This window comes from Sphingomonas olei, assembly GCF_045369765.1.
In the GTDB taxonomy this organism is placed as follows: Bacteria; Pseudomonadota; Alphaproteobacteria; order Sphingomonadales; family Sphingomonadaceae; genus Sphingomonas; species Sphingomonas panaciterrae.
In genome coordinates this window covers 37,780-62,575 of sequence record NZ_JBIQEU010000007.1, presented here as the reverse complement: position 1 = coordinate 62,575, position 24,796 = coordinate 37,780, and the positions used below count along the sequence as shown (strand labels likewise).

At 67.4% G+C, this 24,796-nt stretch carries 22 protein-coding genes; 11 read left to right on the top strand and 11 right to left on the bottom strand.

The features are described 5' to 3' along the window. Positions 1–475: 475 nt before the first annotated feature. From ACH0BU_RS09960 to ACH0BU_RS09935, 6 genes are all read right to left on the bottom strand, one after another. A complete protein-coding gene (locus ACH0BU_RS09960; RefSeq protein WP_136450385.1) occupies positions 476–1,231 on the bottom strand; it encodes a Crp/Fnr family transcriptional regulator in 756 nt (251 codons plus the stop codon). 87 nt (positions 1,232–1,318) lie between these two features. Then, positions 1,319–2,806: a tetratricopeptide repeat protein gene (locus ACH0BU_RS09955; RefSeq protein ID WP_296220363.1), complete on the bottom strand. Its 1,488-nt coding sequence runs from the start codon at positions 2,804–2,806 to the stop codon at positions 1,319–1,321. A 432-nt stretch (positions 2,807–3,238) separates the two neighbouring features. Beyond that, the gene (locus tag ACH0BU_RS09950; protein WP_500264005.1) at positions 3,239–4,666 is read right to left on the bottom strand and encodes a L,D-transpeptidase family protein; all 1,428 of its coding nucleotides are present in this window, start codon (positions 4,664–4,666) and stop codon (positions 3,239–3,241) included. Positions 4,667–4,750: 84 nt separating this feature from the next. Next, positions 4,751–5,527, bottom strand: a complete 777-nt coding sequence (locus ACH0BU_RS09945) for a molybdopterin-dependent oxidoreductase (protein WP_314471798.1) — start codon at positions 5,525–5,527, stop codon at positions 4,751–4,753. Beyond that, the gene (locus ACH0BU_RS09940; RefSeq protein WP_296220359.1) at positions 5,524–6,381 is read right to left on the bottom strand and encodes a cytochrome b/b6 domain-containing protein; all 858 of its coding nucleotides are present in this window, start codon (positions 6,379–6,381) and stop codon (positions 5,524–5,526) included. The genes ACH0BU_RS09945 and ACH0BU_RS09940 overlap by 4 nt, the downstream gene beginning before the upstream one ends. Positions 6,382–6,419: 38 nt before the next feature. Then, a complete protein-coding gene (locus ACH0BU_RS09935; RefSeq protein ID WP_046406855.1) occupies positions 6,420–7,028 on the bottom strand; it encodes a hypothetical protein in 609 nt (202 codons plus the stop codon). 226 nt (positions 7,029–7,254) lie between these two features. Here ACH0BU_RS09935 and ACH0BU_RS09930 point away from each other — a divergent pair, with 226 nt between their 5' ends. Further along, positions 7,255–7,755, top strand: coding sequence for a MarR family winged helix-turn-helix transcriptional regulator (locus tag ACH0BU_RS09930; protein ID WP_046406861.1), 501 nt, complete (start codon positions 7,255–7,257; stop codon positions 7,753–7,755). A gap of 14 nt (positions 7,756–7,769) precedes the next feature. Here ACH0BU_RS09930 and treF read toward each other — a convergent pair whose 3' ends face one another. Further along, positions 7,770–9,371, bottom strand: a complete 1,602-nt coding sequence (gene treF / locus ACH0BU_RS09925) for an alpha,alpha-trehalase TreF (RefSeq protein ID WP_367269724.1) — start codon at positions 9,369–9,371, stop codon at positions 7,770–7,772. Positions 9,372–9,537: 166 nt separating this feature from the next. On the opposite strand from treF, the gene ACH0BU_RS09920 reads away from it, so the two are divergent. The 3 genes from ACH0BU_RS09920 to ACH0BU_RS09910 are packed head-to-tail and all read left to right on the top strand — an operon-like array spanning position 9,538 to position 13,198. Continuing rightward, positions 9,538–10,365, top strand: a complete 828-nt coding sequence (locus tag ACH0BU_RS09920; RefSeq protein ID WP_145120694.1) for a phytanoyl-CoA dioxygenase family protein — start codon at positions 9,538–9,540, stop codon at positions 10,363–10,365. Between the two features lie 37 nt (positions 10,366–10,402). After that, a complete protein-coding gene (locus tag ACH0BU_RS09915) occupies positions 10,403–11,341 on the top strand; it encodes an SDR family NAD(P)-dependent oxidoreductase (RefSeq protein WP_296220353.1) in 939 nt (312 codons plus the stop codon). 39 nt (positions 11,342–11,380) lie between these two features. Further along, on the top strand, positions 11,381–13,198 hold the full coding sequence (locus ACH0BU_RS09910) for a flavin-containing monooxygenase (protein ID WP_296220351.1): 1,818 nt from the start codon (positions 11,381–11,383) through the stop codon (positions 13,196–13,198). A 2-nt stretch (positions 13,199–13,200) separates the two neighbouring features. Here ACH0BU_RS09910 and ACH0BU_RS09905 read toward each other — a convergent pair whose 3' ends face one another. The 3 genes from ACH0BU_RS09905 to ACH0BU_RS09895 all read right to left on the bottom strand — a co-directional run bounded on the left by ACH0BU_RS09905 (position 13,201) and on the right by ACH0BU_RS09895 (position 15,293). Then, positions 13,201–13,497 carry a hypothetical protein gene (locus ACH0BU_RS09905; RefSeq protein ID WP_296220350.1) on the bottom strand — a complete coding sequence of 99 codons (297 nt, stop codon included), beginning with the start codon at positions 13,495–13,497 and terminating at the stop codon, positions 13,201–13,203. 4 nt (positions 13,498–13,501) lie between these two features. Continuing rightward, positions 13,502–13,918, bottom strand: coding sequence for a nucleoside diphosphate kinase regulator (gene rnk, locus ACH0BU_RS09900; RefSeq protein WP_314471806.1), 417 nt, complete (start codon positions 13,916–13,918; stop codon positions 13,502–13,504). 268 nt (positions 13,919–14,186) lie between these two features. Next, positions 14,187–15,293, bottom strand: a complete 1,107-nt coding sequence (locus tag ACH0BU_RS09895) for a serine hydrolase domain-containing protein (RefSeq protein WP_500264004.1) — start codon at positions 15,291–15,293, stop codon at positions 14,187–14,189. A 125-nt stretch (positions 15,294–15,418) separates the two neighbouring features. On the opposite strand from ACH0BU_RS09895, the gene ACH0BU_RS09890 reads away from it, so the two are divergent. The 7 genes from ACH0BU_RS09890 to mnhG all read left to right on the top strand — a co-directional run bounded on the left by ACH0BU_RS09890 (position 15,419) and on the right by mnhG (position 22,082). Next, positions 15,419–15,826, top strand: a complete 408-nt coding sequence (locus ACH0BU_RS09890; protein WP_052742367.1) for a hypothetical protein — start codon at positions 15,419–15,421, stop codon at positions 15,824–15,826. Between the two features lie 273 nt (positions 15,827–16,099). After that, positions 16,100–18,997, top strand: a complete 2,898-nt coding sequence (locus tag ACH0BU_RS09885) for a monovalent cation/H+ antiporter subunit A (RefSeq protein ID WP_500264003.1) — start codon at positions 16,100–16,102, stop codon at positions 18,995–18,997. After that, a complete protein-coding gene (locus ACH0BU_RS09880) occupies positions 18,997–19,335 on the top strand; it encodes a Na+/H+ antiporter subunit C (RefSeq protein WP_046406828.1) in 339 nt (112 codons plus the stop codon). The genes ACH0BU_RS09885 and ACH0BU_RS09880 overlap by 1 nt, the downstream gene beginning before the upstream one ends. Then, complete coding sequence (locus tag ACH0BU_RS09875) at positions 19,332–20,945, top strand: monovalent cation/H+ antiporter subunit D (RefSeq protein WP_136450396.1); 1,614 nt, start codon at positions 19,332–19,334, stop codon at positions 20,943–20,945. The genes ACH0BU_RS09880 and ACH0BU_RS09875 overlap by 4 nt, the downstream gene beginning before the upstream one ends. Further along, positions 20,942–21,433 carry a Na+/H+ antiporter subunit E gene (locus tag ACH0BU_RS09870; RefSeq protein WP_296218842.1) on the top strand — a complete coding sequence of 164 codons (492 nt, stop codon included), beginning with the start codon at positions 20,942–20,944 and terminating at the stop codon, positions 21,431–21,433. Before ACH0BU_RS09875 ends, ACH0BU_RS09870 begins: the two co-directional genes overlap by 4 nt. Positions 21,434–21,435: 2 nt before the next feature. Further along, the gene (locus ACH0BU_RS09865) at positions 21,436–21,711 is read left to right on the top strand and encodes a K+/H+ antiporter subunit F (protein ID WP_206430588.1); all 276 of its coding nucleotides are present in this window, start codon (positions 21,436–21,438) and stop codon (positions 21,709–21,711) included. Further along, complete coding sequence (gene mnhG / locus ACH0BU_RS09860) at positions 21,708–22,082, top strand: monovalent cation/H(+) antiporter subunit G (protein WP_197075289.1); 375 nt, start codon at positions 21,708–21,710, stop codon at positions 22,080–22,082. The genes ACH0BU_RS09865 and mnhG overlap by 4 nt, the downstream gene beginning before the upstream one ends. A gap of 73 nt (positions 22,083–22,155) precedes the next feature. Here the strand turns inward: mnhG and ACH0BU_RS09855 are convergent, their stop codons facing one another. Beyond that, positions 22,156–24,792 (bottom strand): ATP-binding protein, encoded by a 2,637-nt coding sequence (locus ACH0BU_RS09855; RefSeq protein ID WP_314471814.1) that lies wholly within the window; start codon positions 24,790–24,792, stop codon positions 22,156–22,158. Positions 24,793–24,796: the final 4 nt, after the last annotated feature.

The following is a 24,796-nucleotide window of genomic DNA, read 5'->3' as shown; positions in this document are numbered from 1 at the left end:
TCGTCGGGAACACGCCCCGACTTCAAGACAGAACGCACGAACACACGCATATGGCCCCCTATGGCTAAGGTTATGTGTTTCCCCTGCGTGGATGGAACATGCGCCTTTTGGCAGCGCTTATGATTGACGATCAGACAGGCGCATTTGATCGCCTGTCGTCGCTGTTCCTAGTTCAGTGAGGCTAACAGTCGACTTTGCACCGTCAAGCAGAGTCTAATTTGTGGGCCATGCATGTTTGGACGGCAGCCATGCGACATTGCTATGGGCTGGCGCGCTGCCAAACCATTGCCGACCATCAATGTTGCAACGTGTTGCTGGGCCGCCGCGCCCGGCCAATACTGCCGCTATCGCGCGGCAATCATGTGTGAAATCGGTAAGCGATGACCGTGATGTTGGCAAGGCTGCCAGCCGCAGCTGCCCGTGCTTCCACCTTGTAACCCGACAGGTGAAGCGCGGCAGTGCACCGCCGCCGGGATCAGGCGCTGCCCACCCCGGTGCGCGCGATGCCGATGCTCTCCCACACGTCGCCCGCATCCTCCAGGTTCAGCGCGCGGCCGATCCGGCGCAGCAGCGCGTCGGGCGCGACGATCGTGACCACTTTCCCCTTCGACAGCACGCCATCCTGGCGCAGCGCCGACAGCTCGCGCGATACCGTCTCGCGGGTGGTGGAGGCGCGTGCTGCCAGCTCGCCATGCGTGGGAAGCGCAAAGGCCCGCCCGCGCGCCAGCCGTGCGGCGCGGAGCAATTCCACATAGACGCGATACGTGGCCGGAAGGCAGGCGAGGCAGGTCAGTTGCCGCATGCTGGAAAACAGCATCGCCTCGCGTGCCCGGGTCGCACGCTCGCGCACCCAGCCGGCGCGGTGATCGTCATCCAGCCAGGCGATCTGCGTCGGCTGCTCGGCGCGATAGGAAAGCGAGAAGGCGGGGGCGGACAATGTATCCAGCGCCGGCACCACATCGCCGGCCGAAAAACGCACCAGCGGCAGCGTCGCGCCATTGGTCATCGTCAGCTCGGCAATCAGCGCACCGCTTTCCACCATCGCCGCGGCACCCCGGTCGAAACAGTCGAAGCTGTCGCCCGCCCGCACCCGGCTCGAGCGCCGCACGGCGGCCTGACTCGTGATCGCCGTCCCCTCGGGCGGCGCGGCTGGCCACGGCTCTGCGACTGGCCACGGCTCTGCGATCGGTTCGATCTGCTGGCGTGCTGCTGCCTGGGTGTTCATCGCCATTGCCCCCGCTGCGGCGACCCTCCCCCGAAGGTCGCGCTGTGCAAGTGTTGGGGAACGCTAGGGAAAGTGGTCGTGCGCGGGCCAGTCTCATTGCGTCGCAAAGTGTCGCAACATGGCGGATCGTCCCTCGATGCGTTCCTGTGCGAGCGGGGGAAGCAGCGTGGTCACCTGCGGATCATCGCGCCATCGCCGGGCGATGCGGCGGGTGAAGCCGGCGGCACCCCATTGTTCGCCATTGGCGCGCGCCCGCGCCAGCGTCGCGAGCAGCTGTGTGCGATCGCCAAAGACGCTGGCGACGAACGCCGCCCAGGAATGATCGGGATCGGCGCTCGCCTCCGCCTGGGACAGGGCGCGGGTCAGCATCACGTCGTACAGCGCGGCCGGGTTGCGCGGCGCCATCTGCTCCACGACCCGCGCATAGCTCGCGAGTTCGGGCGAGCGCCGGATCTCGGCGCGTAGTCGCAGGTGCCGGGCATAGCCTGTGCGATCCCCGCGGGAGAGGGCGATGACGCTCAGGCAGTCGTGAACGCTGGCGAGCGCGGGATAGGCACGTGCCAGTTCGCGCAGCAGCGTCTCCGCCTGTTCGTCATGTCCCGCGTTCCACAAGGCCCAGGCATAATCGGCCAGCAGATAGGGCGCGCCGGGATTCAGCGCGCGCGCGACGTCGAACTCGCGCAGCGCCGCTGCGTCCTCGCCATTGTCGGACAGGATGTTGGCATACCATTGACGCGCCAGTGCATCCTGCGGCGCAGCGGCGATCGCGCGGCGGAACAGCGCGCCGGCCCGCGCCGGATCACGGTCCCGCCAATAGGCGACGACGCCCAGCACGCGCAGCGCGGGCGCGGATTGCGGCGTCGTCGCCAGCAGCGCCTCCGCTTCGCTTTCGGCCCGTTCCAGCGCCAGCGCGTCGGGCAGCGCGCCGAATTCGCGCGCCAGCAGATATCCTTCGGCCAGCGCCGCGCGGATGGCGGGGTGGTCTGGCGCATGGTTGCTCAGGCGGGTCAGCGTCTGGATCGCGCGCTGCAGCCGCTCGGCCGACCGCGAGGCAATGTCATCGCGCGCCTCCAGCACCTGGCGGTGCATCGCCGGGGGCAGCGGCAGCGCGGCTGGGGAAGGGGCGCCGGGTGTCGGCAGAATGCCCGGCGCAAACCTGCCGAGCGCCAGCGCACCCAGGATCAGGACGAGGAAGGCCGCCACGGCGACGCTGATCCGACGCCGCCTCGACTGTTCGTGCCGGGACGTCGCTGCCCGCGGCGCCATCGCCGGTGCGGGCTCGGGCGGCCATCCGGCATCCGCGACGCGGTCAGCCGGTGGCAGGCCGGGCTCCGGCGCGCCGGCGGGGTCTGGTGGCGGCTCGGCTGGCGGCGGCTCGGCTGGGTGCGGGGCATCGCCGTCGCCCCGCACCCATGCGTCGAGCTCGCTGCGCAGCGCATAAACGGTGCGGCTCTTGCCGCCGGGCAGCGAATGGACCGGAAGCTGGCGTTCGTTCGCCCAGCGGATCACGGTGGAACGATCGCGGCCGATATAGCGCGCAATCGCCTTCCAGCCGTCCAGCCGCTCCTCGCCCCTGTCCATCCTCGCCCTGCGTCGCCCGTTCGCCTGCGGTCACCGGCAAAGCCGATGAACGGCGGCCTGCCGGCGTGTTCACCCGTTTCTAGCGGCACGCAGCGCCAGGGGAAAACAAGATAAACCATCAGGTGCAGGAGGACGAAGCATCTGTCCCCTGGTGGCACGAAAAGAAACGGGGACGGTGTTATCCGTCCCCGCAGTTCCCGCTGCCTTGGGGGTCAGAGGCGGCAGGCATCATGCCTGCCACGTCATGCAGCGGTCGATTCCGCCAGTGAATCGTCGACGACCTAGGGACTCGCGTCGATCAAAGCGCCGGGCCGCACGTCACACGAGGCGGCGGCGACGACACCATGTTCTTCGCGCCTTTGGCCCCCGCGTGCAGTGACGCCGCGCACGCTGCGCTGTGATCTTCGTCACACCATCCCTTTCCCGCCAGGCTTATGGCCCGACATCGGCGCCGCCGCGCCGGACCCGCAGCGAGGAATGACCGTCGAGTTTCAGCGCCTCGGCAACCCGGTCGTTCCAGCCATAGGGGTCGTTGCGGATCACCGGCGCACCGGCCTCGTCGAACAGCACCGTCTGGTACAGCATGCGCACCGGGATCTGCGCCGGCAGCTTGACGAAGGTTTCCTTGCCGGTCGCCCGCGCCTTGTTCCATTCGTCCAGCACGCCGCCGTCGCGGGCCAGCATCTCGGCAAAGCCAAGCGCATCGTCCACCCGCACGCAGCCGTGGCTGCGCTGCCGCTGGATCATGCCGAACATGGGCTTGGCCGGCGTGTCGTGCAGATAGATGGCATGGTCGTTCTGCATGTCGAATTTGACCAGCCCCAGCGAGTTCTTCGGCCCCGGCTGCTGGACGATCCACCCGTCCTTCCACGCCATGTTGTTGGCCTTGAGATAGCCGGCGCCCTTCTTGGCGATCTCCTTTTCCTGGATCGACCGCGGCACCGTCCAGGTCGGGTTGGCGACCAGGCGGAAGATCGGGGAGCCAAGCTGCGGCGTCTCGGTATCGGGCTCGCCCACCACCACCTTGCGGCTGTCGACCAGTTTGCCGTCGCGCCAGTAGCTGAGCCGTGCGGCGGCGACGTTGACGTCGATCCGCGTCGCCGGGGGCGTGCGCTCCAGCCAGCGCAGCCGTTCCATGTTGACCGCAATCGCGCGCGCCCGGTCGGCATCTGACATGTTGAGGATCGACAGCGCGTCGTCGCCGATGATGCCATCGGGCTCCATCCCGTAATCGGCCTGCATCGCCTTCACCGCGGCCACCATCGCCGGGGAATAGGCATTGCCGTTCGCCGCCCCCTGATCGAGATAGTCGAGCACCACCAGTTGGCGCGCGATGATCGGGATGCGTGGATCGCTGGCGCCCGGCTTGATCAGCTTGCCCGTTTCCGGAACCGCCGGGCTGGCGGTCGCATCCGGGCGGCGCAGCTCCAAATAGGATTGCGACAGGCGGCGATAATTGGCGTCCTGCGGCGCCAGGCTGTCGAGCCATTTGCCGACATCACCCGCCGCCAGCGCCCCGCGGAGACCCTGTTCCAGGTCCACCTTGGGCCGCGGTACGGTATAGACCTCATACAGTTTCGAAGGATCGGTCGCGCCGCTCGCCAGCGCCTTGGCATAGGTCAGCGCCGCCTTGGTCAGCGCGGCGTCATCCTCGCCCTCCACGGCGAACGGCATCTGGTCCAGGCCGTGTGCGGCGCGATTGTCGATCGCCTTGCGCAACTGGTCCTTTGTCTTGCTGGTCCATTTGGCCTCCTGCTGGGCCTCTGCCCCTGCGGCGCCATTTTGAGCCGGTTGATCCTGAACGCTGCACCCCGCCATCAGCGCCGCCATCGACGCTGCGATCACCCAGTTTTTCTGCACCGGCTACTCCTTTGAACCACAAAGGAAACGCACCAATGCGCCGCACGCTCCGCGCCCCTGTGGGATCTCGCAGATTGTGCGCGGTCAGATCCCGGCAAACCATTGGTAGCCGCGATCCTCCCAATAGCCGCCCTTGCCCAGCCCAAGGTGGTCGAACCGCTCGATCGCCTCGATCCGCATGACATATTTGGCCATCTTGTACCCCAGCTGCCGCTCGACCCGCAGGCGGACCGGCGCGCCATGCGCCACCGGCAGCGGCGCATCGTTCATCTCGTAGGCAAGGATGGTCTGCGGGTGATAAGCGTCAAGCAGCGAGATCGTCTCATAATAATCACCCGTGCCGTCCAGCGTCAGCTCCAGCGTGTCGGCGCAGTAAAAGGCGAGATATTTCGCCGTTGGCTTCAGCCCCGCGCGGTCGAGCAGCGGCCCCAGCCGCGCCCCCTTCCACCCGGCGATGCACGACCATCCCTCGACGCAATCGTGCCGCGTGATCTGCCGGCGAGCGGGGGCGGCGCGCAGATCGGCGAGCGACAGCGACAGCGGCCGTTCAACCAGCCCGCCGATCTCCAGCCGCCAGTCGGCAAAGCCGTTCGCCGCCAGCGCCTGATATTCCCCGCTGTCGGGCTGCGTGCTGCCATTGGCGCGGAAATCGCGCGAGATCGCGCTGGCGGGATATTCGCGCGCCAGCGTGCGATCGCCGGCCAGGTCGTACAGCGCCTGGTTCAGCCCGTCGGCGCTCGACAGCAACCGGTTGACCCCTTGCGACTGCGTCAGCCGGTCGCACCCGGCGGTCGCCAGCCCGAGCAGTGAGGCGCCGCCGCCGCGCAGCCAGGCCCGGCGGCTGATCGCTCGATCGCTCATGCCGCGCGCTCCTCCACGCTCGCCGCCGGCTCCGGCCGGATCGCAAACCATCCGGTGACCATCGACCGCAGTTCGTTGAGCGGGCCGGCCAGCACCACCATCGCGACATGCACCACCACGAACAGCACCAGCCCGCCCGCCGCCAGGAAATGCAGGAAGCGCGCGCTCTGCCGCCCGCCCAGCATCACCGTCAGCCACGGGAACAGCGCATTGACCGCCGGCGACATCGCCAGCCCGGTCAGGATCATCAGCGGCAACAGGCCGAAGACGACCGGCAGATAGGACAGTTTCTGCAGCACATTGTAGCGCCGCGCCTCCTCGCCATGCGGCAGGCGCAACCGCGCGTGATCGGCGATCGCCCGGCCGAGATGCGCCAGATCGGCGCGACCGGGGATCAAGGTGCGGCGCACCCGACCGCTCGCCAGCCCTTGCGCCAGATAAAGCATCCCGTTCAGCACGAAGATCCAGGCGAAGAAGAAATGCCAGCGTCGCCCCGCGCCGAGGTCAAGCTCCGCCGGCAACGTCGCCCAGGCCGGCACCGCGCGCGGCACCATCTGCCCGTCGGCGGTGCGCGACGCGCCCAGGACGCCGGTCGTATCAAACGTCCGGCCGAACATCCTGAGCGCGCCGCGCGCCTCGCCACTGTCATTGGTGGTGGTGACGATCGCCGCCGCCGGATCGGCGAAGTGCGACGTGTCGCCCCAGTAGAAGGCCGGGTGGGCACACAGGATCTGCAGGCCGCTCAGCAGCAGCACCAGGATGCACGCTGCATTGATCCAGTGCGTCAGCCGCACGATCGGACCATGGCGATAGATCAGGATCCGGCCCCGTCCGGCCGGTCTGTCCGCCTTCATCGCTTCGCCCTCCCGGCCGAACCTGGTTCCTCAGCCGATCACATCGGCGGCGCGGAGCCGTTGGCGCCGACCGCAACCGAATTGGTCGCCAGCCCGCCCGGCGTCATCGCCGCCGGGATGAACACCCGCGCGCCTACCTTGACCAGGGATCGCGGGCCCGGCCCGATCTGAACGATCGGTGTCCTGGGCGGCACGACGATGCGGCGGTTGCCGGTCGGATAGCTGACGGTAAAGGATCGGCCCTGCGGGCTGGCGACGACCTTGCCGACCGTGCCGTTGGTCATCATCGAGCCTTTCTTGAGGCCCCAGCCATAATGGCCCTCGCCGACCTTCACGCCCGGCGGAAACACATGCACTTCCAGCGACCGGCCAGTGCCGTCGGCCTGCGGCATTTCCGCGGTACCGATGAAACTGCCACTCTTGATCTGCTCCACCGACACCGGCTTCGTCACCTGGACGTTCCAGTCGGGCGCCAGCTTCACCGTCTCGGTCTTGCCGGCGGCGGTCTTGACGCGAAGCGCGGCGGGCGAGACGCCCGTCACGGTACCGCGCAGGAACTGCATCTGTGGTGTGGCGGCCGGATCAGCCGCAACGGGCGTCGCGGCAAACAGCACCGCACAGGCGGCGCTCATGGTCGAATAGCGCATTCGAACCTCTCCCAATGGGTGACGCCCGTGGCGCCACGATGCGGCGACGCTTTTCTCACGTCGACTCGCTTATAGTAGCGCGCGGCTAGATTGCGCACAATACAATAAGCGATGCTCCGTGCTGCGTGCTACCACGACCTTGTTGTAACAGGCCGTATCCGCTGGATAGCCGGTTCAAGCGCAGCCGGAGTCACGGATGATGGGCGAGAGGCAGATGGATCAGGACATGCATTCTGGCGGCGCGGCAGCGCTGCCGGCCGATTTCGCGTCGGAGGCGCTGAAGCTCGAATGGCAATTGTGCTTCCCGCTCTACGCCGCCTCGAACCTGCTGACCCGGCTGTACCGCCCGGCGCTCGACGAACTGGGGCTCACCTACCCGCAATATCTCGTGATGCTGGTCCTGTGGGAAAATGACCGGCAGAGCGTCAGCCAGATCGGCCGCCGCCTGTATCTCGACAGTGGCACGCTGACTCCGCTGCTGAAGCGGATGGAGGCGAACGGCCTCATCGCGCGCCGCCGCGACGTGGAGGATGAGCGCCGCGTGCTCATTTCACTGACGGCAAAGGGCGACAAGCTGCGCGACGTGGCGCGGCATGTCCCTGAAAAGATGGTGACCAACCCCGCGCTCACCCCGGAGGAGGGCGAAACCCTGCGCCGCATCGCGCGCAAGCTGGTGGAAAACCTCGCCGCCCGGCCGGAACTGTCGGGGCGCGGCGGCGCCGGCTGAGCCGCGCCGCGCCTCTACAGGTCGGGATACCGTTCCAGCAGCGCGCTGGTCACGCCATTGGTCCAGCCAAAACCGTCCTGCGTCGGATATTCGCCGCCGCCGCCGGGCTTGCGCTCCTCGACGTCATATTTCTCCAGCATCTTGCCGGTGTCGGCATAAGCGGCCGTGACCGTCCCCAGCCAGCGCCGCGCGATCTCCTTCGCCAGCGCGCGTTCGCCATTCTTCTCCAATCCGGCGATCGCGATCCATTGCAGCGGCGCCCAGCCGTTGGGCGCATCCCATTGCTGCCCGGTGCGCAGCGGCGTGGTGCGCAGGCCGCCGGGTGCCAGCAACGTGCGGCGCACCGTGGCAGCAACAGCGCGCGCCTGCTCGGGCGAGGCAGCGCCCGCGAACAGCGGATACAGCATCGCCGCGGTCACCGCCGATGTCGGCGCCTGCGTCACCCGGTCCCAATCGCCGTAGCGCCCTTGATCGGCGACCCAGAAATACCGGGTCAGCGCTGCGCGCCGCTGCTGCGCCAGTCTGGTGAACCGCGCCTGAGTCGCCCGATCCCCGGCCGCCCCGGCACGTCCCGCAATCGCCTCCTCCATGATCAGCATCAGGCTGTTGAGGTCAACCGGCACGATATCGGTGGTGCGGATCGAGGCGAGCCGCTTCGGGTCGGCCAGCCAGCGGCTGCTGTAATCCCACCCGCTTTCCGCTCCCGCGCGCAGGTGGCGATAGATCACCTCTGCGCTGCGTGACCGGTCCTCGGCGGCGGTCGCGACATCCTCGGCATAGGATTCATCGCGCGGCAGCGGGCGATCGTCCCAATATCGGTTCAGCAATGTGCCATCGGGCATCCGCACCACCCGCGCGCACGCCCCGCTCGCGTCGAGGCAGGCGGCGCCCTTCATCCAATAGGCATGTTCCCGCTTCAGCGCCGCCAGCCGCCGCGCGGCGAGCGCCGGGTCCTGGTCCTTCGACAGGTTTAGCATCAGCGCAAAGAAGGGCGGCTGCGATCGTCCCAGATAGTAACTGCGCATCCCGTTGGGGATATGGCCATAGCGTTCGATCGTGTCGGTGAAATCCGCCAGCATCGTCTCGACCAGCGGCTGCTGATCGTCGACCGCCAGGCCCAGCATCGTGAAATAGCTGTCCCAATAATACATTTCGCGAAAGCGCCCGCCCGGCACCACATAGGGCTGCGGCATCGGCAGCGCGGAGGAACCCGCGACCACCGGATCGGCGGGCCGCACCAGCATCGGCCACAGGCTGCGGATATGCTGCCTCAGATCGCCGGGCTGGCGATCGTTGACCCCCGGCACGGTGAAATTGGCCAGCACGAACGCACGCAGCGCCGCCGCATCGCGCGGTCGCTGCCGGCGGTAATCCGCCATGATCGCCGCCGGGTCACGCTTTGCCGTGGCATCGACGAAGGTCTTGCCGTCCGGGAAGATCCGCAGCGTCTGCACCGCGCGGAACAGGTCGCCATATAATGCGGCGGGGGAGGCGGGGGTGACCGAGCGCGCCGCGGCCGGCATCGCGCTCTGTCGGGCAAGGACAGGGGAGGCGGGTTGGGCGAGGAGAGCGCCAAGGATCAGTATCGTTCCAGCCGTCGCCCGCCATTGTCGCATGCCTCGCCTCGCTCCTGTCCACCGGGCCATACCGCCCCGCTCTGTAGCGGCAACGCAGCAGCACGCACCCGGTTCGCCCCACGCGTCCCGCTTCGTCCACCCGCCGCTTTGCGTTTGACATAAGTGAAACACGTTATAGGTTCTTCGCCAAAAGCGAGAGGATGCCATGGTCGTCGACTGGGCGGAAAAGCGTGCCGCGTACCAGCGGGACGGGGTGGTCCACATCCCGGGCCTGCTCGATCCCGCGCAACTCGCCGCCACGCTCCGGGCGTGGGAATGGAGTCTCGCCAACCCCACGCCGCGCAACGCCCCCGCGCTGAAGCGTCACGGCACCCCGCTGTTCTACAACGATTCCTTCCACCCCGATGTGCTCGATGGCTATGCTGAGATGCTGGAAAGCTCGCCGATCCCGGCCGCCTGCGCGCAATTATGGGGCCGCGATTCCGTCTGGTTCATCTACGAACAGGTGTTCCTGAAGGAAGGCGGCGATACCCGCCGCACCCCCTGGCATCAGGACGGCTCCTACATCCCGATGGATGGCGAGGATAATGCCGTCGCCTGGATCACCTTCGAACCGCTCGCGCGCGAGGACAGCCTGGAATTCATCCCCGGCTCGCATCGGGGCCCGATGTACAACACCTCGGCCTTCGACCCCAATGACGACACCCGCCCGATCGACGATCGCCTGTCGCTCCCCCGCCTGCCCGATGTCGAGGCGGAGCGTGACCGGCACGACATCGTCTCCTGGGCGGTCGAGCCGGGCGACGTCATCTTCTTCCACTTCCGCACCCTGCACGGCGGCGCGCCCACGCGCCCCGGCCAGCGCCGCCGCACACTGACGCTGCGCTTCTTCGGGGAGCGCACGCATTATGATCCCAAGGCGGCGAAGTCCCTGCCCAACTTCCCCGACATGGCGACCAAGCTGAAGCCGGGCGACCCGATGCGCGCGCCCGGTTTCCTGCGCCTCCACCCAAAGACGGCCGCAACCGCGTGAGCCAGCGCCGCGCCACCACGACAAGGAGAGCATCGCGATGAAGGATTTCGGCGGGAAGCTGGCGGTGGTCACCGGCGGTGGCACCGGCATGGGCCGCGAACTGGTGCGCCAGCTCGTTGCCGAGGGCGCCAGCGTCGCGATGTGCGACCTGTTCGCCGACAGCATGGCCGAAACCGTCGCGCTGTGCGAGGCGGACGGCGTGCCGCAGGGCGTGCGCATCACCAGCCACATCGCCGACGTCGGCGAGGAGGATCAGGTCACACGCTTCGCCGCCGAGGTCGCACGCGATCACCAGAGCGATCACATCCACCTTCTCTTCAACAATGCCGGCATCGGCGGCGGCGGCAGCTTCGTGCTCGACGACCGCGCCGAATGGGACCGCGTGTTCCAGATCTGCTGGTTCGGCGTCTATTATTCCTGCCGCGCCTTCTTCCCGATGCTGGAGCGGGCGAGCGAAGGGCATATCGTCAACACCTCCAGCGCCAACGGCTTCTGGGCGGCGCTGATGCCCGGGGTCTCGCAAACCGCCTACAGCGCGGCGAAATTCGCGGTGAAGGGCTTCACCGAGGCGCTGGTGACGGACCTGCGCAACTATGCCCCGCACATCAGGGCGTCGATCGTCATGCCCGGCGGCATCGGCACGCCGATCGGCCTCAATTCGCGCCGCGTGCTGGCCGGCGGGATGACTGATGTCGCGCGCCGCAAGCTGCGCCAGCATCTGAAGATGATCGGCATGGAAGGCGCCGACGCGATGGACGATGCCGCGCTGGAGGCGGCGCAGGCGATGCTCGCCAAGCGGTTCGAGGAACTCGCGCCGACCAGCGCCGCGCGCGCCGCGACGATCATCCTCGATGGCGTGAAGGCCGAACGCTGGCGCATCCTGGTGGGCGAGGATGCCGAGCGGCTCGACCGCCGCGTCCGCGCCGAGCCGGAGCGCGCCTATGACCCCGATTTCCTCGCCTACGCCGCAGAATAGCGCCGGGGCGACCTACTCAAAAAAGAACGGAGAGGCACGATGAGCAACAGCGAGACCCAGGAGGCGGTGCTCGAGGCTGATTTCGACATCGAGGCGCTGCGCGCGCGCTACAAGGCGGAGCGTGACAAGCGCCTGCGCACCGATGCCGACCGTCAGTACAAGGAACTGTCCGGCGATTACGCCCGCTACGCCGAGGAAGACCCCTATGTCGAACCCGGCTTCACCCGCGAGCCGCTGACCGATTTCGTCGAGGTGGCGGTGATCGGCGGCGGGTTCAGCGGGATGCTCGCCGCCGCGCGGCTGAAGGAAAAGGGCGTTACTGACCTGCGCATCATCGAGGCGGGCGGCGACTTCGGCGGCACCTGGTATTGGAACCGCTACCCCGGCGCGCAATGCGACATCGAAAGCTATTGCTATTTGCCGCTGCTCGAGGAGCTGAATTACCTCCCCAAGGAGAAATATTCCTACGTCACCGAAATCTACGAACACTGCCAGCGCATCGGGAAACACTACGATCTCTACCCGATCACGCTGTTCCAGACGCGCGTCTCAGAACTCGCCTGGGATGATACGGAAAAGGTCTGGGTGATCCGCACCAATCACGGCGATGCGATCCGCGCGCGCTTCGTCGTCTCGGCGCTCGGCACCGCCAGCCGCGCCAAGCTGCCCGGCATTCCCGGCATCGAAAGCTTCGAAGGGCACAGCTTCCACACCAGCCGCTGGGACTATGGCTATACCGGCGGCGACACGACCGGAAACCTGTGGAAGCTGGAGGACAAGACCGTCGCGATCATCGGCACTGGCGCCACTGCGATCCAGTGCATCCCCGCGCTCGGCCGCCATGCCAAGCAGCTCTACGTGTTCCAGCGCACGCCCTCCTCGGTCGACACGCGCGGCAACAAGCCGACCGATCCCGAATGGGCGCAGTCGCTGCAACCCGGGTGGCAGCGCGCACGGCGGCACAATTTCGCCGACATTATCGAAGGCCGCCCGTTCGAACATGATCTCGTCAACGATAACTGGACCTCGATCTTCCGCGAGGTGCAGTCCTTCGTCATCCGCAACGCGAAGACGATGGGGCCGGAGGCGGCGATCCGCCACGCCGAGGTCGCCGACTTCCGCAAGATGAACCGCATCCGCCAGCGCGTCGACGAGGTAGTGAAGGATCCCGACACTGCCGAAAAGCTGAAGCCCTGGTATCGTCAGTTCTGCAAGCGGCCGACCTTCAACGACGAATTCCTCCCCACCTTCAATCGCCCCAACGTGACCCTGGTCGACGTCAGCGAAAGCAAGGGGGTGGAGCGGATCACGCCCAAGGGCCTCGTCGCCAACGGCCGCGAGTATGCGGTGGATTGCATCATCTACGCCTCGGGGTTTGAGATCACGACCTCGTTCAAGCGCCGCGTCGGCTTCGACATCAAGGGGCGCGACGGCGTGCTGCTGCACGACCACTGGGCCAATGGGTACAAGACACTCCACGGCTTCGCGACCACCGGCTTTCCCAACTGGTTCTACATCGGCGTGTCGCAGAACGGCCTGTCGGTGAACATGACCGCGATGTTCGACGACCAGGCGCAGCACATCGCCTATATCATCGCCGAGGCGAAGAAGCGCGGCGCGACCGAGGTGGAGCCAACGCCTGAGGCGCAGGACGCCTGGGTCACGACGATCAAGAAGCTGTCGGTGGTCAACCGCGCCTATCTCGAAAGCTGCACGCCCGGCTATTACAACAATGAGGGCGATCTGGAGGGCGGCCAGGCGGGGCAGACCTATGCGCCCGGCATCAATGCCTTCAACGCCTTGCTCGCCGACTGGCGCAACAATGGCGAGCTGCAGGGGCTGGCGCTGCGCGCCTAGGGTCAGCCCAGCAGGGGCGCCGGCGCCTCGGCGCCCTCGCGCGCCATGATCCGGGGCGCCGGCGAACAGCCGCACCGCACCGGATCATGCGCGATCATGTCGCCGCTCGCGATGACGCTGAACGTGCGCTCGTCGACATAGCGGACCGGCTCGCCGTTCAGCATCGCCAGCCGGGCAGCGCCATAGCGATGGTGCTGCCCGTTGGCATCGTGCAACGTGAACACCGCGCGCTGCTCCACCACGAACAGCGGCAGGCCGGCGGCATCGGTGCAGCGGTGGCGGGCGAGTTCCTCGATCACCCGCTTATGATCCGCTGATCGGCGTGACGCTGACGATGCGCAGCAGTCGCTCGCGCCCGTCGCGATCGGGCCAGCTGATCGACCGGCCGGCGCGCATCCCGATCAGCCCGGCGCCGATCGGGGTCAGGATCGACACGCGCCCCTGCGCGATATCGGCGTCGCCGGGATAGACCAGCTCCACCATGCGCCGTGCGCCGCTCTTCTCGTCGACGAATTCGATGCGCGAATTCATCACCACGGTCTGGTCGGGCAGGTCGGCCGCATCGCACACGGTCGCGCGGTCCAGCTCGGCCAGCAGCATCGCCGCGGAGTGCGGGTGGCGGCGCTCGGCGCTCAGCGCCAGATCAAACAGCGCGTCGCATTCGGCCGCGACGAGATAGATCGGCGGCGATTCCACCGCGAGCGAGGGTTGATGGTTCATGACAGTTACAGCTTCTTCCGCTTTATCGACGGCAGGAATCCGGAACATTGCCGGGGCCTGCCCAAAGGTCTGATCGACAAAGGCCCGAACTCAGGCGGCGCGCGGCCGTCCGGAGCCCGGGCTACGGGCGCGCGGCGAGTTGCCCGGCGTGGTGGCGAAAGCGCCTGAATGTCGCGGAAGCGTACATCTTCCGAATTTGATGATCGCGGGCCGCCGAGTCAACCTTGCCCGCCGCAACGGCGCGATGGCGCGTTGGCGGCGGGGGGCGTCAGCGCGCCGCGATCAGCGCCGCCGCGACATGGTCATACATCCACGCCGTGCGCGTCGTGCCGCGGTTGGACAGGACGATCATCATTGCGTCGTCGTCGGGAAAGCGCTGGAAATCGGTGATATAGCCGTTGGTGCCGCCGGTGTGGCCGATCATGGTCGTGCCGCGCGGCACCTGGATCGCGACGCCCAGCCCGAACGCCGCGCCCGCCTTGCCGTCGGGCGGCGCAACGGGGTTGCGGATCATCTCCGCCTGCATCGCCGGCCCAATGATCTTGCCCTGGCGAAGCGCCGCATCCAGCGCGATGAAATCCGCCGCGCTCGCCCGCACCGCGCCCGCGCCCAGCTGAACGAACGCCCAGTTCACCGCCTCGCTCAGCGCCCCCCGCTCGCCATTATAGCCCTTGGCCAGCCCCGGCTCGCTGACGGGGACGAGGTGCCCGGCCTCGATCGATGGCGGTTCGATGCTGGCGCTGCGCATCCCCGCGGGACGGAACACCATCTGCTCGACCAGGCTGGCGAAGGGCGTGCCGGTCGCCCGCGCCGTCGCGTCGGCGAGCAGCTCGAACCCGAAATTGTTGTAGCGCCGCGCGATGCCGGGCGCGCTCTTCAGTGCTCGTTCGCCCGGCGTCAGCGCGGCGAAGAGGTCGCGCATCGCGGCTGGATGATCGCTGCGATAGTGATACAGCAGCGGAAGCGTCAGGTCGTCGATTCCGGATGTATGGTTCAGCAGCATGCGCAGCGTGACGCCCGACCATTCCGCCGGCGCATCGGCGATATAGGTGGTGATCGGCTGGTCCAGCGACAGGGCGCCATTCTCGACCAGCGCCATGACGGTGAGCGCGGTGATATACTTGCTGACCGAATAGATCTTGAACCGCGTGTCGCGCGTCACCGCCACCTGATTGACGATATCCGCCATCCCGCAACTGCGCTGCAACGCCTCGCGGCCCCGGATGCGGATGATCACCACGCCGGAGAACCGCCCCTCGGCGCATTCCGCATCGATCCGCGCGCCGATCGCCGCCAGCGCCTCGGGCGGGGCGGGAAGCGGCTTAGCGGCAACAGTCAGCATGGCGGTACAGGCGAGGGCGATCTTGCGGAACACGGGCACATCCTCATTGACTACATCTGTAGTCGTAACGCCCCCGCTCCCCACCTGCAAGGTGCCGCTTCGGAACAGATGTGTGCCGCCCCGGTTATCCTGATGCTGTCCGCCAAGGGAGAAGATAGATGAAGACCATGGTTCTCGCACTTGCCGCCGCCACCTTGGTCGCCGGTTGCGGCAATAACGGCCGCGATGCCGCCGCCGAGCGGATGGAGGACGCCGCCGAGGCCAATGCCGCCGCCGCTGGCCCGACGCCGGTCGCGCTGGGGCTGAGCGAGGCGCAGCTGCTCGACGCCGACCTCATCGGCCCGAACAATGTCGAGATCGGCGAGGTGCAGAGCCTGGTGCGCAACGCCTCGGGCGCCGTGGAGGGCCTGATCGTCGAGGTGGAGGACACCAATCCCGACCGCTACGTCCAGATTCCGCTGACCGGCCTCAACGTCGTGCAGCGCGGCGACGATCGCGACCTGTCGACCACCATGACGCGTGACCAGCTCGCCGCGCTGCCGGACGTGCCGCTCCCGGCGCGCTGACCCCCAGCGGCGGGCGCTGGGCCGGCGGGCTGAACCGGCGGGTCGACACCCGACCCGCCACCCCCCCCCGACCCGCCACCCGTCGCCACATCCTTCACAATCCAGGGATTTACGCTGCGTGGGCGCTCCCGGCGCGGTGATTGGCGGCAAATCTGTCCGTCCGTGGGGGTGGCACTCGCGCGTTTTTCGCGATAGTCCCCCAGAACCGTTGGCTTTGCCGAAATCATCGCATCCATTGGAGGTCGTGGGATACCGACGTCTGGCACAGGCCTGTTGTGGCTGATCCTTCTGCTCCCGTTCGCGGGGAGCCTCGCCGCCGCGCTGTTGCGGCCGGGCGCGCGTACCGCCGCCGCATCGATCGCCGGGGTAACGGCGCTCGCGGGCACCATCCTGGTGGGGCTGCTGTATCCTGCGCTGGCGGGCGGCGGCCTGCTCGAAAGCCGTGTCGAATGGCTGCCCTCGCTCGGCCTGAACCTCGTGCTTCGGCTCGACGGCCTGTCCTGGGTGTTCGCGATGATGGTGCTGGCGATCGGCTTCCTCGTCGTCCTCTACGCCCGCTATTACATGTCGCCGGAAGACCCGGTCCCGCGCTTCTTCTCCTTCCTGCTTGCCTTCATGGGCGCGATGCTCGGCCTCGTCCTGTCGGGCAACCTCGTCCAGCTGGCCTTCTTCTGGGAAATGACCAGCCTCGTCTCGTTCCTGCTGATCGGCTATTGGCACCAGAATGAAAGCGCGCGCACCGCGGCGCGCATGGCGTTGCTCGTCACCGCGACGGGCGGGCTGTGCCTGCTGATCGGCGTGGTGCTGATCGGCAAGATCGTCGGCAGCTACGATCTGCAGGTGGTCCTTTCGGCCGGCGAGACGATCAAGGCGCATCCGCTGTACAAGCCGGTGCTGATCCTCATCCTGATCGGCGCCTTCAGCAAGAGCGCGCAATTCCCGTTCCACTTCTGGCTGCCGCACGCCATGGCCGCACCGACGCCGGTGTCCGCCTATCTCCACTCGGCGACGATGGTGAAGGCCGGCATCTTCGTCATGATGCGGCTGTGGCCGGTGCTGGCCGGCACCGACACCTGGTATTTCGTCGTCACGCTCACCGGCATCACGACGCTGATGATCGGCGCCTGGGCGGCGATCTTCCAGCAGGATCTGAAGGGGCTGCTCGCCTATTCGACGATCAGCCACCTCGGCATCATCACGCTGCTGCTGGGGATCGGCAGCCCGCTCGCGCTGGTCGCCGCGATCTTCCACACGCTGAACCATGCGACCTTCAAGGCATCGCTGTTCATGGCCGCCGGCATCATCGATCATGAGGCGGATACGCGTGACCTGAGGAAGCTGAGCGGCCTCTACCGCTTCATGCCGATCACCGCGACGCTTGCGATGGTCGCGGCCGCGGCGATGGCCGGCGTGCCGCTGCTCAACGGGTTCCTGTCGAAGGAAATGCTGCTCGCCGAGGCGCTGGAGGATTACAACGACACCTGGCTCGATCAGGCGTTGCCCTATCTCGTCACGGTCGCGCTGATCTTCAGCGTGCTCTATTCGGTGCGCTTCATCCACAAGACGTTCTTCGGCCCGCCGCCGCAGCTCGATCGTGTCCCGCACGAGGCGCCGCGCTGGATGCGCGTGCCGATCGAGGTGCTGGTGCTCGCCTGCCTCCTCATCGGGATCGTCCCGGCGATCACCATCGGCCCGGTGCTCTCGCTCGCCGCCGCTTCGGTGCTCAATGAACGCATGCCGGTGTACAGCCTGGCGATCTGGCACGGGTTCAATTTCCCGCTGTTCCTCAGCGTGGTGGCGATGGTGCTCGGCACCTTTGCCTATGTGATCTTCGCCCGCCGCCTGAACGCGATGAGCGCGCCGCCGCTCGTCGGCCTGCTCAAGGGCCGCCGCATGTTCGATGCCGCGCTCTACTGGCTCGTCACCGGCGCCCGCTGGGTCCTGCCGCGCGCGGGCACCAGCCGGCTGCAGCCGCAATTGCGCATCCTCGTCTCGGTCGCCTGCCTCGCCGGCGTGCTGCCCTTCCTCAGCCACGGCTATTCGCTGGGTACGCGGCTCGGCACCGTGCTGGATCCGGGCTTTGGCATGTTGTGGGTGATCGGCGCGGTGCTCGCCATCGCCGGCGCCTGGCAGGCGAAATACCATCGCCTCGCTGCGGTGGTGCTGGTGTCGGGCGTCGGCATGATCAGCTGCATCAGCTTCGTCTGGCTTTCCGCCCCCGACCTCGCGCTCACGCAGCTGCTGGTCGAGACGGTGACGACGGTGCTGCTGCTGCTCGGCCTGCGCTGGCTGCCGCAGCGCCTGCCCGACGTCTGGCCCGAACATCATACGCCGTCCCGCGTGCGCTTCCGCCGCGGGCGCGATCTCCTGCTCGCGGTGCTGGCCGGCGCCGGCATGGCGCTCATCTCCTATGCCGTGATGACCCGCCCGCTGCCGGCGACCATCTCGCGCTACTTTGTGGAGCAATCCTATGTCGCGGCGGGTGGCCGCAATGTCGTGAACGTCATCCTCGTCGATTTCCGCGCCTTTGATACCTTTGGCGAGATCACCGTGCTGGCGATCGTCGCGCTGACCGTCTTCTCGCTGCTGCGCCGCTTCCGCCCGGCTGGCGAAAGCGTCGGCCTGCCCAAGCAGCAATTGCGGCAGGACGCCTATGACGACGCGGGCGAGGGCCGGGAACGCGGTGACACGCTCTCCGACTATCTGCTCGCGCCGCGCGTGATCATCGAATGGCTGTTCCCGGTCATCATCGTGTTCGCGCTTTACCTCCTGATCCGCGGGCATGACCTGCCGGGCGGCGGCTTTGCCGCCGGCGTCACCATGTCGATCGCGCTGGTGCTGCAATATATCGCCTCGGGCACCCGCCATGTGGAGGCGCGGCTCCGGGTCCGGCCGATCAACTGGATGGCGATCGGCCTGCTCGGCGCGGCCGGGACGGGGGCGGGCGCGATGCTGTTCGACCGGCCGTTCCTCACCTCCTGGTTCCGCTATCTGGACCTGCCGGTGATCGGCAAGGTGCCGGCGGCGACCGCGCTGCTGTTCGACCTTGGCGTCTATCTGCTGGTGGTCGGCGCCACCGGCGTCATCCTGATCGCGATCGCACACCAGTCGATCCGCACCCCCGTGCGGCGCAAGAGCCCGCCGGTCGATCCCGCGCCGGAGCACGTCTGATGGAGCTTGTTCTCGCCCTTGGCATCGGTGTCCTCACCTCGTCGGGTGTGTGGCTGATTCTTCGCCCGCGCACCTTCCAGGTGATCCTTGGCCTGTCGCTCCTGTCCTATGCGGTGAACCTGTTCATCTACGCGATGGGCCGGCTGAAGGTGGATGCCCCGCCGATCGTCGGCGCCATCGCCGGGGATGCCAGTGGCTATGATGATCCGCTGCCCCAGGCGCTGGTGCTGACCGCGATCGTCATCTCCTTCGCGATGACGGCGCTGCTGCTCGTCGTCCTGCTCGCCTCGCGCGGCATCACCGGGACCGACCATGTCGACGGGGACGACGGCGAATGACGGTGGACTGGGCACGTCATCTTATCATCGCTCCCGTGCTGCTGCCGATGGTGGCGGCGGCGATCATCCTGCTGCTGAAGGAGCAGCGCGTGGTGGCAAAGCGCGTGATCGCGCTCGGCACCGCCGCTGCCTTGCTGGGCGTCTCGATCGCGCTCCTCATGCAGGTCGCCTCCGCCGGCTTCGCCGGGCAGCGTGCGACCGTCGCCTATCTGGTCGGCAACTGGCCCGCGCCGGTCGGCATCGTGCTGGTGCTCGACTGGTTGTCCGCGCTGATGCTGGTGCTTACCAGCACCCTCGGCCTCACGTCGCTGATCTATGCCACCGCGCGCTGGGACCGCGCCGGGCCGCGCTTCCACGCCTTGTTCCTGTTCCAGCTGATGGGGCTGAACGGCGCCTTCCTGACCGGCGACCTGTTCAACCTGTTCGTGTTCTTCGAGGTCCTGCTGGCGGCGTCCTTCGGCCTGCTGCTGCACGGATCGGGCAAGGCGCGCATCAAGGCCGCGCTGCATTATGTCGCGATCAACGTGGCGACCTCGCTGCTGTTCCTGATCGGCGCGGCAATGGTCTATGGCGTCACCGGCACGCTCAACATGGCCGATCTGACGCTGCGCATCCGCGCCGTCGGCCCGGAAAACCTCGCGCTGCTGCAAAGCGGCATGGCGATCCTTGGCATCGCTTTCCTGGTGAAGGCGGGCATGTACCCGCTCGGCTTCTGGCTGCCGCGCACCTATGCCGCCGCCGCGCCGCCGGTCGCGGCGCTGTTCGCGATCCTCAGCAAGGTCGGCATCTACGCGCTGCTGCGCGTCTATCTCCTGCTGTTCGGCATCCAGGGCGGCAACTTCGGTGAGGAATGGCTGCTGTTCGGCGGCATGGCGACGATCGCCTTCGGCATGATCGGCGTGCTGGCGGTCCGCACGCTGACGCGCATCGCCGGCTATTCGCTGATCGTCTCGGCCGGCACGCTGCTCGCCGCGGTCGGCGCCGGGGAGGGCGACGTCCTTGCCGGCGCGCTGTTCTATCTGGTCAGCTCGACGCTCGGCATCAGCGCCTTCTACCTGCTGATCGAATTGATCGACCGGCGTGACATGGGGCCGCTCGCCGCGGGAGAGCCGGTGTTCGACGATGAATATGCCGGCCCGCCCGACGAACGCGAGACGGAGGTCGGCGTCGTGATCCCGGCGACGCTGGCGATCATCGGCGGCGGCTTCGCCTTCTGTGCGCTGCTGATCGCCGGGCTTCCGCCGCTGTCGGGCTTCATCGCCAAGTTCGCGATGATCGACGGCCTGCTGAACCTGGGTGAAAAGGTCGCGCCTGCCACCTGGGTGCTGATCGCGCTGATGATCGGCTCGGGCTTGGCCACGCTGATCTCCACCAGCCGTGCGGGCATCGACCTCATCTGGGGCCCGTCGGACATGCCGCAGCCTGCGCTGCGCGTCAGCGAGGCGGTGCCGGTCGGCCTGCTGCTCGTCGTCTGCCTCGGCCTCATGGTCTTCGCGGGGCCGGTGATGCGCTACATGGAGCGCGCGGGCCAGTCGCTCGGCGATCGACAGGGCTATGTCCAGGCCGTGCTCGGTGCCTCGCGCATCGCCGCGCAGGAGGGGCGACCATGATTCGCCGCCTGCTCCCGCATCCGCTCCTCGCGCTGGCGCTGCTGGGCATTTGGCTGATGCTCACCCAGTCGGTGTCGCCCGGGCAGATCCTGCTCGGCGCGGCCGCCGCGCTGCTCGCCACCCATGCCTTTGCCGCGCTCTACGCCGGCCCGCCGATCCGGGTGAACCTTCGCCCGCTGCCGCGGCTCTTCGGCCATGTCGCGATCGACATCCTGCGCTCCAACCTGGCGGTGGCGGCGATCATCGTCTCGCGCCGCCGCGACCGGGTGGCCGATTTCATCACCATCCCCATCTCGCTCACCAACCGGCAGGCGATCGCCTGTCTGGCGCTGATCGTCACCGCCACGCCGGGTACCCTGTGGGTCGACTTCGATCGCCGCCGCGGCACCTTGCTGCTCCACGTGCTCGACCTGGTGGACGAGGAAAGCTGGATCCAGCTGATCAAGGGCCGGTATGAATCGCTGCTGATGGAGATCTTTGAACGGTGACGATGATCGTCCTCGCCCTCGCCATCACGGCTGCGCAGGTCATGCTCGGCGCGGCGATGATGTGTGCAGCCTATCGCATGGCCATGGGGCCGCGCGCGCAGGATCGCGTGCTGGGGCTCGACACCTTTTTCACCAATGCGATGCTGCTGCTGCTCACCTTCGGCATCCAGACGGGGCGCACCTTGTACTTCGAATCCGCCATCACGATCGCGCTCCTCGGCTTCGTCGGCACCGTTGCCTTGTCCAAATTCCTGATGCGCGGCGAGGTGATCGAATGATCCAGGCACCGGACCTTCCCGGCTGGGCAGCGCTGCTCGTCGGCCTGCTCGTGCTCGCCGGCGCGGGCGTCACGCTGATCGGGTCGATCGGCCTGCTGCGGCTCAATTCCTTCTTTGACCGCGTCCACGCGCCGACGCTCGGCGCCAGCCTCGGGATGCTGCTGATCGTCAGCGCCTCGATCGTCTGCTTCTCGGTCCTGCGCACCCGCCCGTCGATTCACGAGCTGCTCGTCGTCTTGTTCCTGACCTGCACCGCGCCGGCTGCCTTCATGCTCCTCGCCCGCTCTGCGCTCTATCGCACGCGCGCGGAAAAACAGGGGAGCGCGGTCGATCTGGCGCACGATCGCGACGCCCCCGACCGGCGCGATTAAGCGCTGGCCGGGGCTTGTCTGGTCCCGCGCCATCCGAGGCCGATCATCGCCGCAGACAGGCCGCCGCCGCGCGTTACGGGGCCGTTCGCGACCCCAGCACATGGCGCACCTTCCGCGCCAGCGCCTCGCGCGTATAGGGCTTCGACAACAGCTCCACGCCCGGGTCCAGCCGTCCGTGATGGACGATCGCATTCTCGGTATAGCCGGACGTGAACAGTACCGCGATTTCCGGCAACCGCTCCTTCGCCTTGCGCGCCAGCTCCGGGCTGCGCAGCGGCCCCGGCATCACCACGTCGGTGAACAGCAGGTCGATCGGGATGCCGCTGTCGACGACGCTGAGCGCGCTCAGCGCGTCGCGTGACTTCAGCACGCGATAGCCAAGCTCGGTCAGCAGCGCGACGGTGGTCTCGCGCACCTCGTCGTCGTCCTCCACCACCAGCACGGTTTCCGACCCGCCGCGTGCCGGCCCCGCGCTGATTTCGGTGACGATATCCTCGTCCTCGGCCGATCGCGGCAGGTACAGGCGGATCGTCGTTCCTTCGTCCACCTCGCTGTAGATCTTCACGTGGCCGCCGCTCTGCTTGACGAGGCCATGGACCATCGACAGCCCCAGCCCGGTGCCCTTGCCCTCCGGCTTGGTGCTGAAGAATGGCTCGAACACCTGGTCGATCAGCTCGCGGGGGATGCCGCTACCGGTATCGGTCACCGCGATCATCACATATTGGCCGGGATTTACGTCCTCATGCTGGCGGCAATATTCCTCATCGAGGAAGGCGTTGCTCGCCTCGATCGTCAGCCGGCCGCCGTTCGCCATCGCATCGCGTGCGTTGATCGCGAGGTTCAGGATCGCATTCTCGATCTGGCTCGGGTCGATCAGCGTGTTCCACAGCCCCCCGGCGACGATCGTCTCGATTTCAACGTCCTCGCCGATCGACCGCCGCAGCAGATCGTCCATGCTGCGCACCAGTCGCCCGAGGTTGATGACCTTGGGCTCCAGTGGCTGCCGCCGGCCGAAGGCGAGCAATTGCGAAGCAAGCTTGGCGCCGCGGGTGACCCCCGCCATGGCATTCTCGACGCGCTTTTCCGCGCGCGGGTTCCCCACAACATCGCGGGTGAGCAATTGCAGATTGCCGCTGATCACCTGCAGCAGGTTGTTGAAATCGTGCGCCACCCCGCCGGTCAGCTTGCCCAGCGCCTCCAGCTTCTGCGCCTGTTGCAGCGCGCGTTCCATCGTCGCGCGTTCGGCCGCCTCATGGTGCAGCTTCTCCAGCGCGGCGCGCAGTTCCTCGGTGCGCTCGGCGACGCGATGCTCCAGCGTCTCGTTCAGCTGGTGCAGCTGGTCCTCGGCGCGCTTCTGGTGAGTCACGTCATAGCCGTCGACGAAGATGCCGGTGACGCGTCCATCCTCGCCGCGGATCGGCTGGTAGACGACGTGGACGAACCGCTCCTCGGGCGCAGCCCCCGGCTGCCGTTCGACGATCACCGGCACGTTGCGGCCGATATAGGGCTCACCGGTGGAATAGACGTGGTCGAGCCGCTCGAAATAGCCTTGGCCGGCGATCTCCGGCAGCGCCTCGCGCGCCGACAGGCCGATCAGGTCACGATGGCCGACCAGCTGCAGATAGGCGTTGTTCACCAGCTCGAACCGGTGATCGGGCCCGGTCACGATGCACATGAAGCTGGGCGCCTGACGGAACAGGTCGCGCACCCGGTCGCGCTCGCGCGTGCGCGCCTCGAGCGCGTCGGCGCTCGCCAGGCCGGAGGCGATCTGCCCGCCGAGCAGATCAAGGAAGCTCAGATATTGGTCGCTCGCCGGGCGATAGGGGTTGAGCCCGACCACCAGCGCGCCGCGCGGCCGGTGGCCGACCTGCGCACCCAGCGGAACGATCGCGATGCGCGACGGGGAACGGTCCCAATTGCCGGTCGGCAGGTCGCCGGGCGGCGCATCCTCGACCAGGATCGCGTTGTTGTCGGATAAGCGCTCAAGCGACCAGCACTCTGCCGACGTCAGCGGATGATCGGCCGCGATCCCGGCATGTGCCGCCATCTGCGGCGCACCGTCTTCGCCAAACAGATAGACGATGCTGAACGGCAGGTCCGAACGGTTATGCGCAAGGCCGGTCTGCACCGCCTCCACCACTTGCGTGCGGCCCTGCGCCGCGGCGAGCCCGGAGGCGAGCTCACGCAGCGATTCGAGCCGGCGCTCGCTGATGACGCGATCGGTCTCCTCCGATACCGCGCAGAACACGCCCTCCACCGCACCGGTGTCGCCGATCAGCGGGCTGTAGGAGAAGGTGTGGTAGGTCTCCTCGCGATAGCCGTTGCGTTCCAGCACCAGCAGCAGCGCGCGGTCCCAGGTCGACTGGCCCTGCTCGTAGACGGTCGCCAGACGATCCTTGATGTCGTCCCAGATCTCCGCCCACAGGATCCGCGTCGGGGTGCCCAGCGACTGCGGATGCTTGTTGCCCAGCGTCGGGCGATAGGCGTCGTTGTAGAAGAAATGGATGTCGGAGCCCCAGCCGAGCCACATCTCGAACCGCGACGTCAGCAGCAGGCGAAGCGCCACCTTCAGCGCGTTTGGCCAACAGTCGGGATCGCCAAGCGTCGTGGCGGACCAGTCATGGGCGCGCATCAGCCGCGCCATTTCACTGTCGCCTACGAAGATGTCACTGTAGAGCTCATGCTCGATACTGCGGATCGTCAATGTCATGGGC

Bases quoted from the DNA above. Each gene is read 5' to 3' on its own strand.
- ACH0BU_RS09960 (WP_136450385.1), bottom strand. From the start codon at position 1,231: ATGGCGATGAACACCCAGGCAGCAGCACGCCAGCAGATCGAACCGATC.
- ACH0BU_RS09955 (WP_296220363.1), bottom strand. From the start codon at position 2,806: ATGGACAGGGGCGAGGAGCGGCTGGACGGCTGGAAGGCGATTGCGCGC.
- ACH0BU_RS09945 (WP_314471798.1), bottom strand. From the start codon at position 5,527: ATGAGCGATCGAGCGATCAGCCGCCGGGCCTGGCTGCGCGGCGGCGGC.
- ACH0BU_RS09940 (WP_296220359.1), bottom strand. From the start codon at position 6,381: ATGAAGGCGGACAGACCGGCCGGACGGGGCCGGATCCTGATCTATCGC.
- ACH0BU_RS09935 (WP_046406855.1), bottom strand. From the start codon at position 7,028: ATGCGCTATTCGACCATGAGCGCCGCCTGTGCGGTGCTGTTTGCCGCG.
- ACH0BU_RS09930 (WP_046406861.1), top strand. From the start codon at position 7,255: ATGCATTCTGGCGGCGCGGCAGCGCTGCCGGCCGATTTCGCGTCGGAG.
- treF (WP_367269724.1), bottom strand. From the start codon at position 9,371: ATGCGACAATGGCGGGCGACGGCTGGAACGATACTGATCCTTGGCGCT.
- ACH0BU_RS09920 (WP_145120694.1), top strand. From the start codon at position 9,538: ATGGTCGTCGACTGGGCGGAAAAGCGTGCCGCGTACCAGCGGGACGGG.
- ACH0BU_RS09915 (WP_296220353.1), top strand. From the start codon at position 10,403: ATGAAGGATTTCGGCGGGAAGCTGGCGGTGGTCACCGGCGGTGGCACC.
- ACH0BU_RS09910 (WP_296220351.1), top strand. From the start codon at position 11,381: ATGAGCAACAGCGAGACCCAGGAGGCGGTGCTCGAGGCTGATTTCGAC.
- rnk (WP_314471806.1), bottom strand. From the start codon at position 13,918: ATGAACCATCAACCCTCGCTCGCGGTGGAATCGCCGCCGATCTATCTC.
- ACH0BU_RS09890 (WP_052742367.1), top strand. From the start codon at position 15,419: ATGAAGACCATGGTTCTCGCACTTGCCGCCGCCACCTTGGTCGCCGGT.
- ACH0BU_RS09880 (WP_046406828.1), top strand. From the start codon at position 18,997: ATGGAGCTTGTTCTCGCCCTTGGCATCGGTGTCCTCACCTCGTCGGGT.
- ACH0BU_RS09875 (WP_136450396.1), top strand. From the start codon at position 19,332: ATGACGGTGGACTGGGCACGTCATCTTATCATCGCTCCCGTGCTGCTG.
- ACH0BU_RS09870 (WP_296218842.1), top strand. From the start codon at position 20,942: ATGATTCGCCGCCTGCTCCCGCATCCGCTCCTCGCGCTGGCGCTGCTG.
- ACH0BU_RS09865 (WP_206430588.1), top strand. From the start codon at position 21,436: ATGATCGTCCTCGCCCTCGCCATCACGGCTGCGCAGGTCATGCTCGGC.
- mnhG (WP_197075289.1), top strand. From the start codon at position 21,708: ATGATCCAGGCACCGGACCTTCCCGGCTGGGCAGCGCTGCTCGTCGGC.
- ACH0BU_RS09855 (WP_314471814.1), bottom strand. From the start codon at position 24,792: ATGACATTGACGATCCGCAGTATCGAGCATGAGCTCTACAGTGACATC.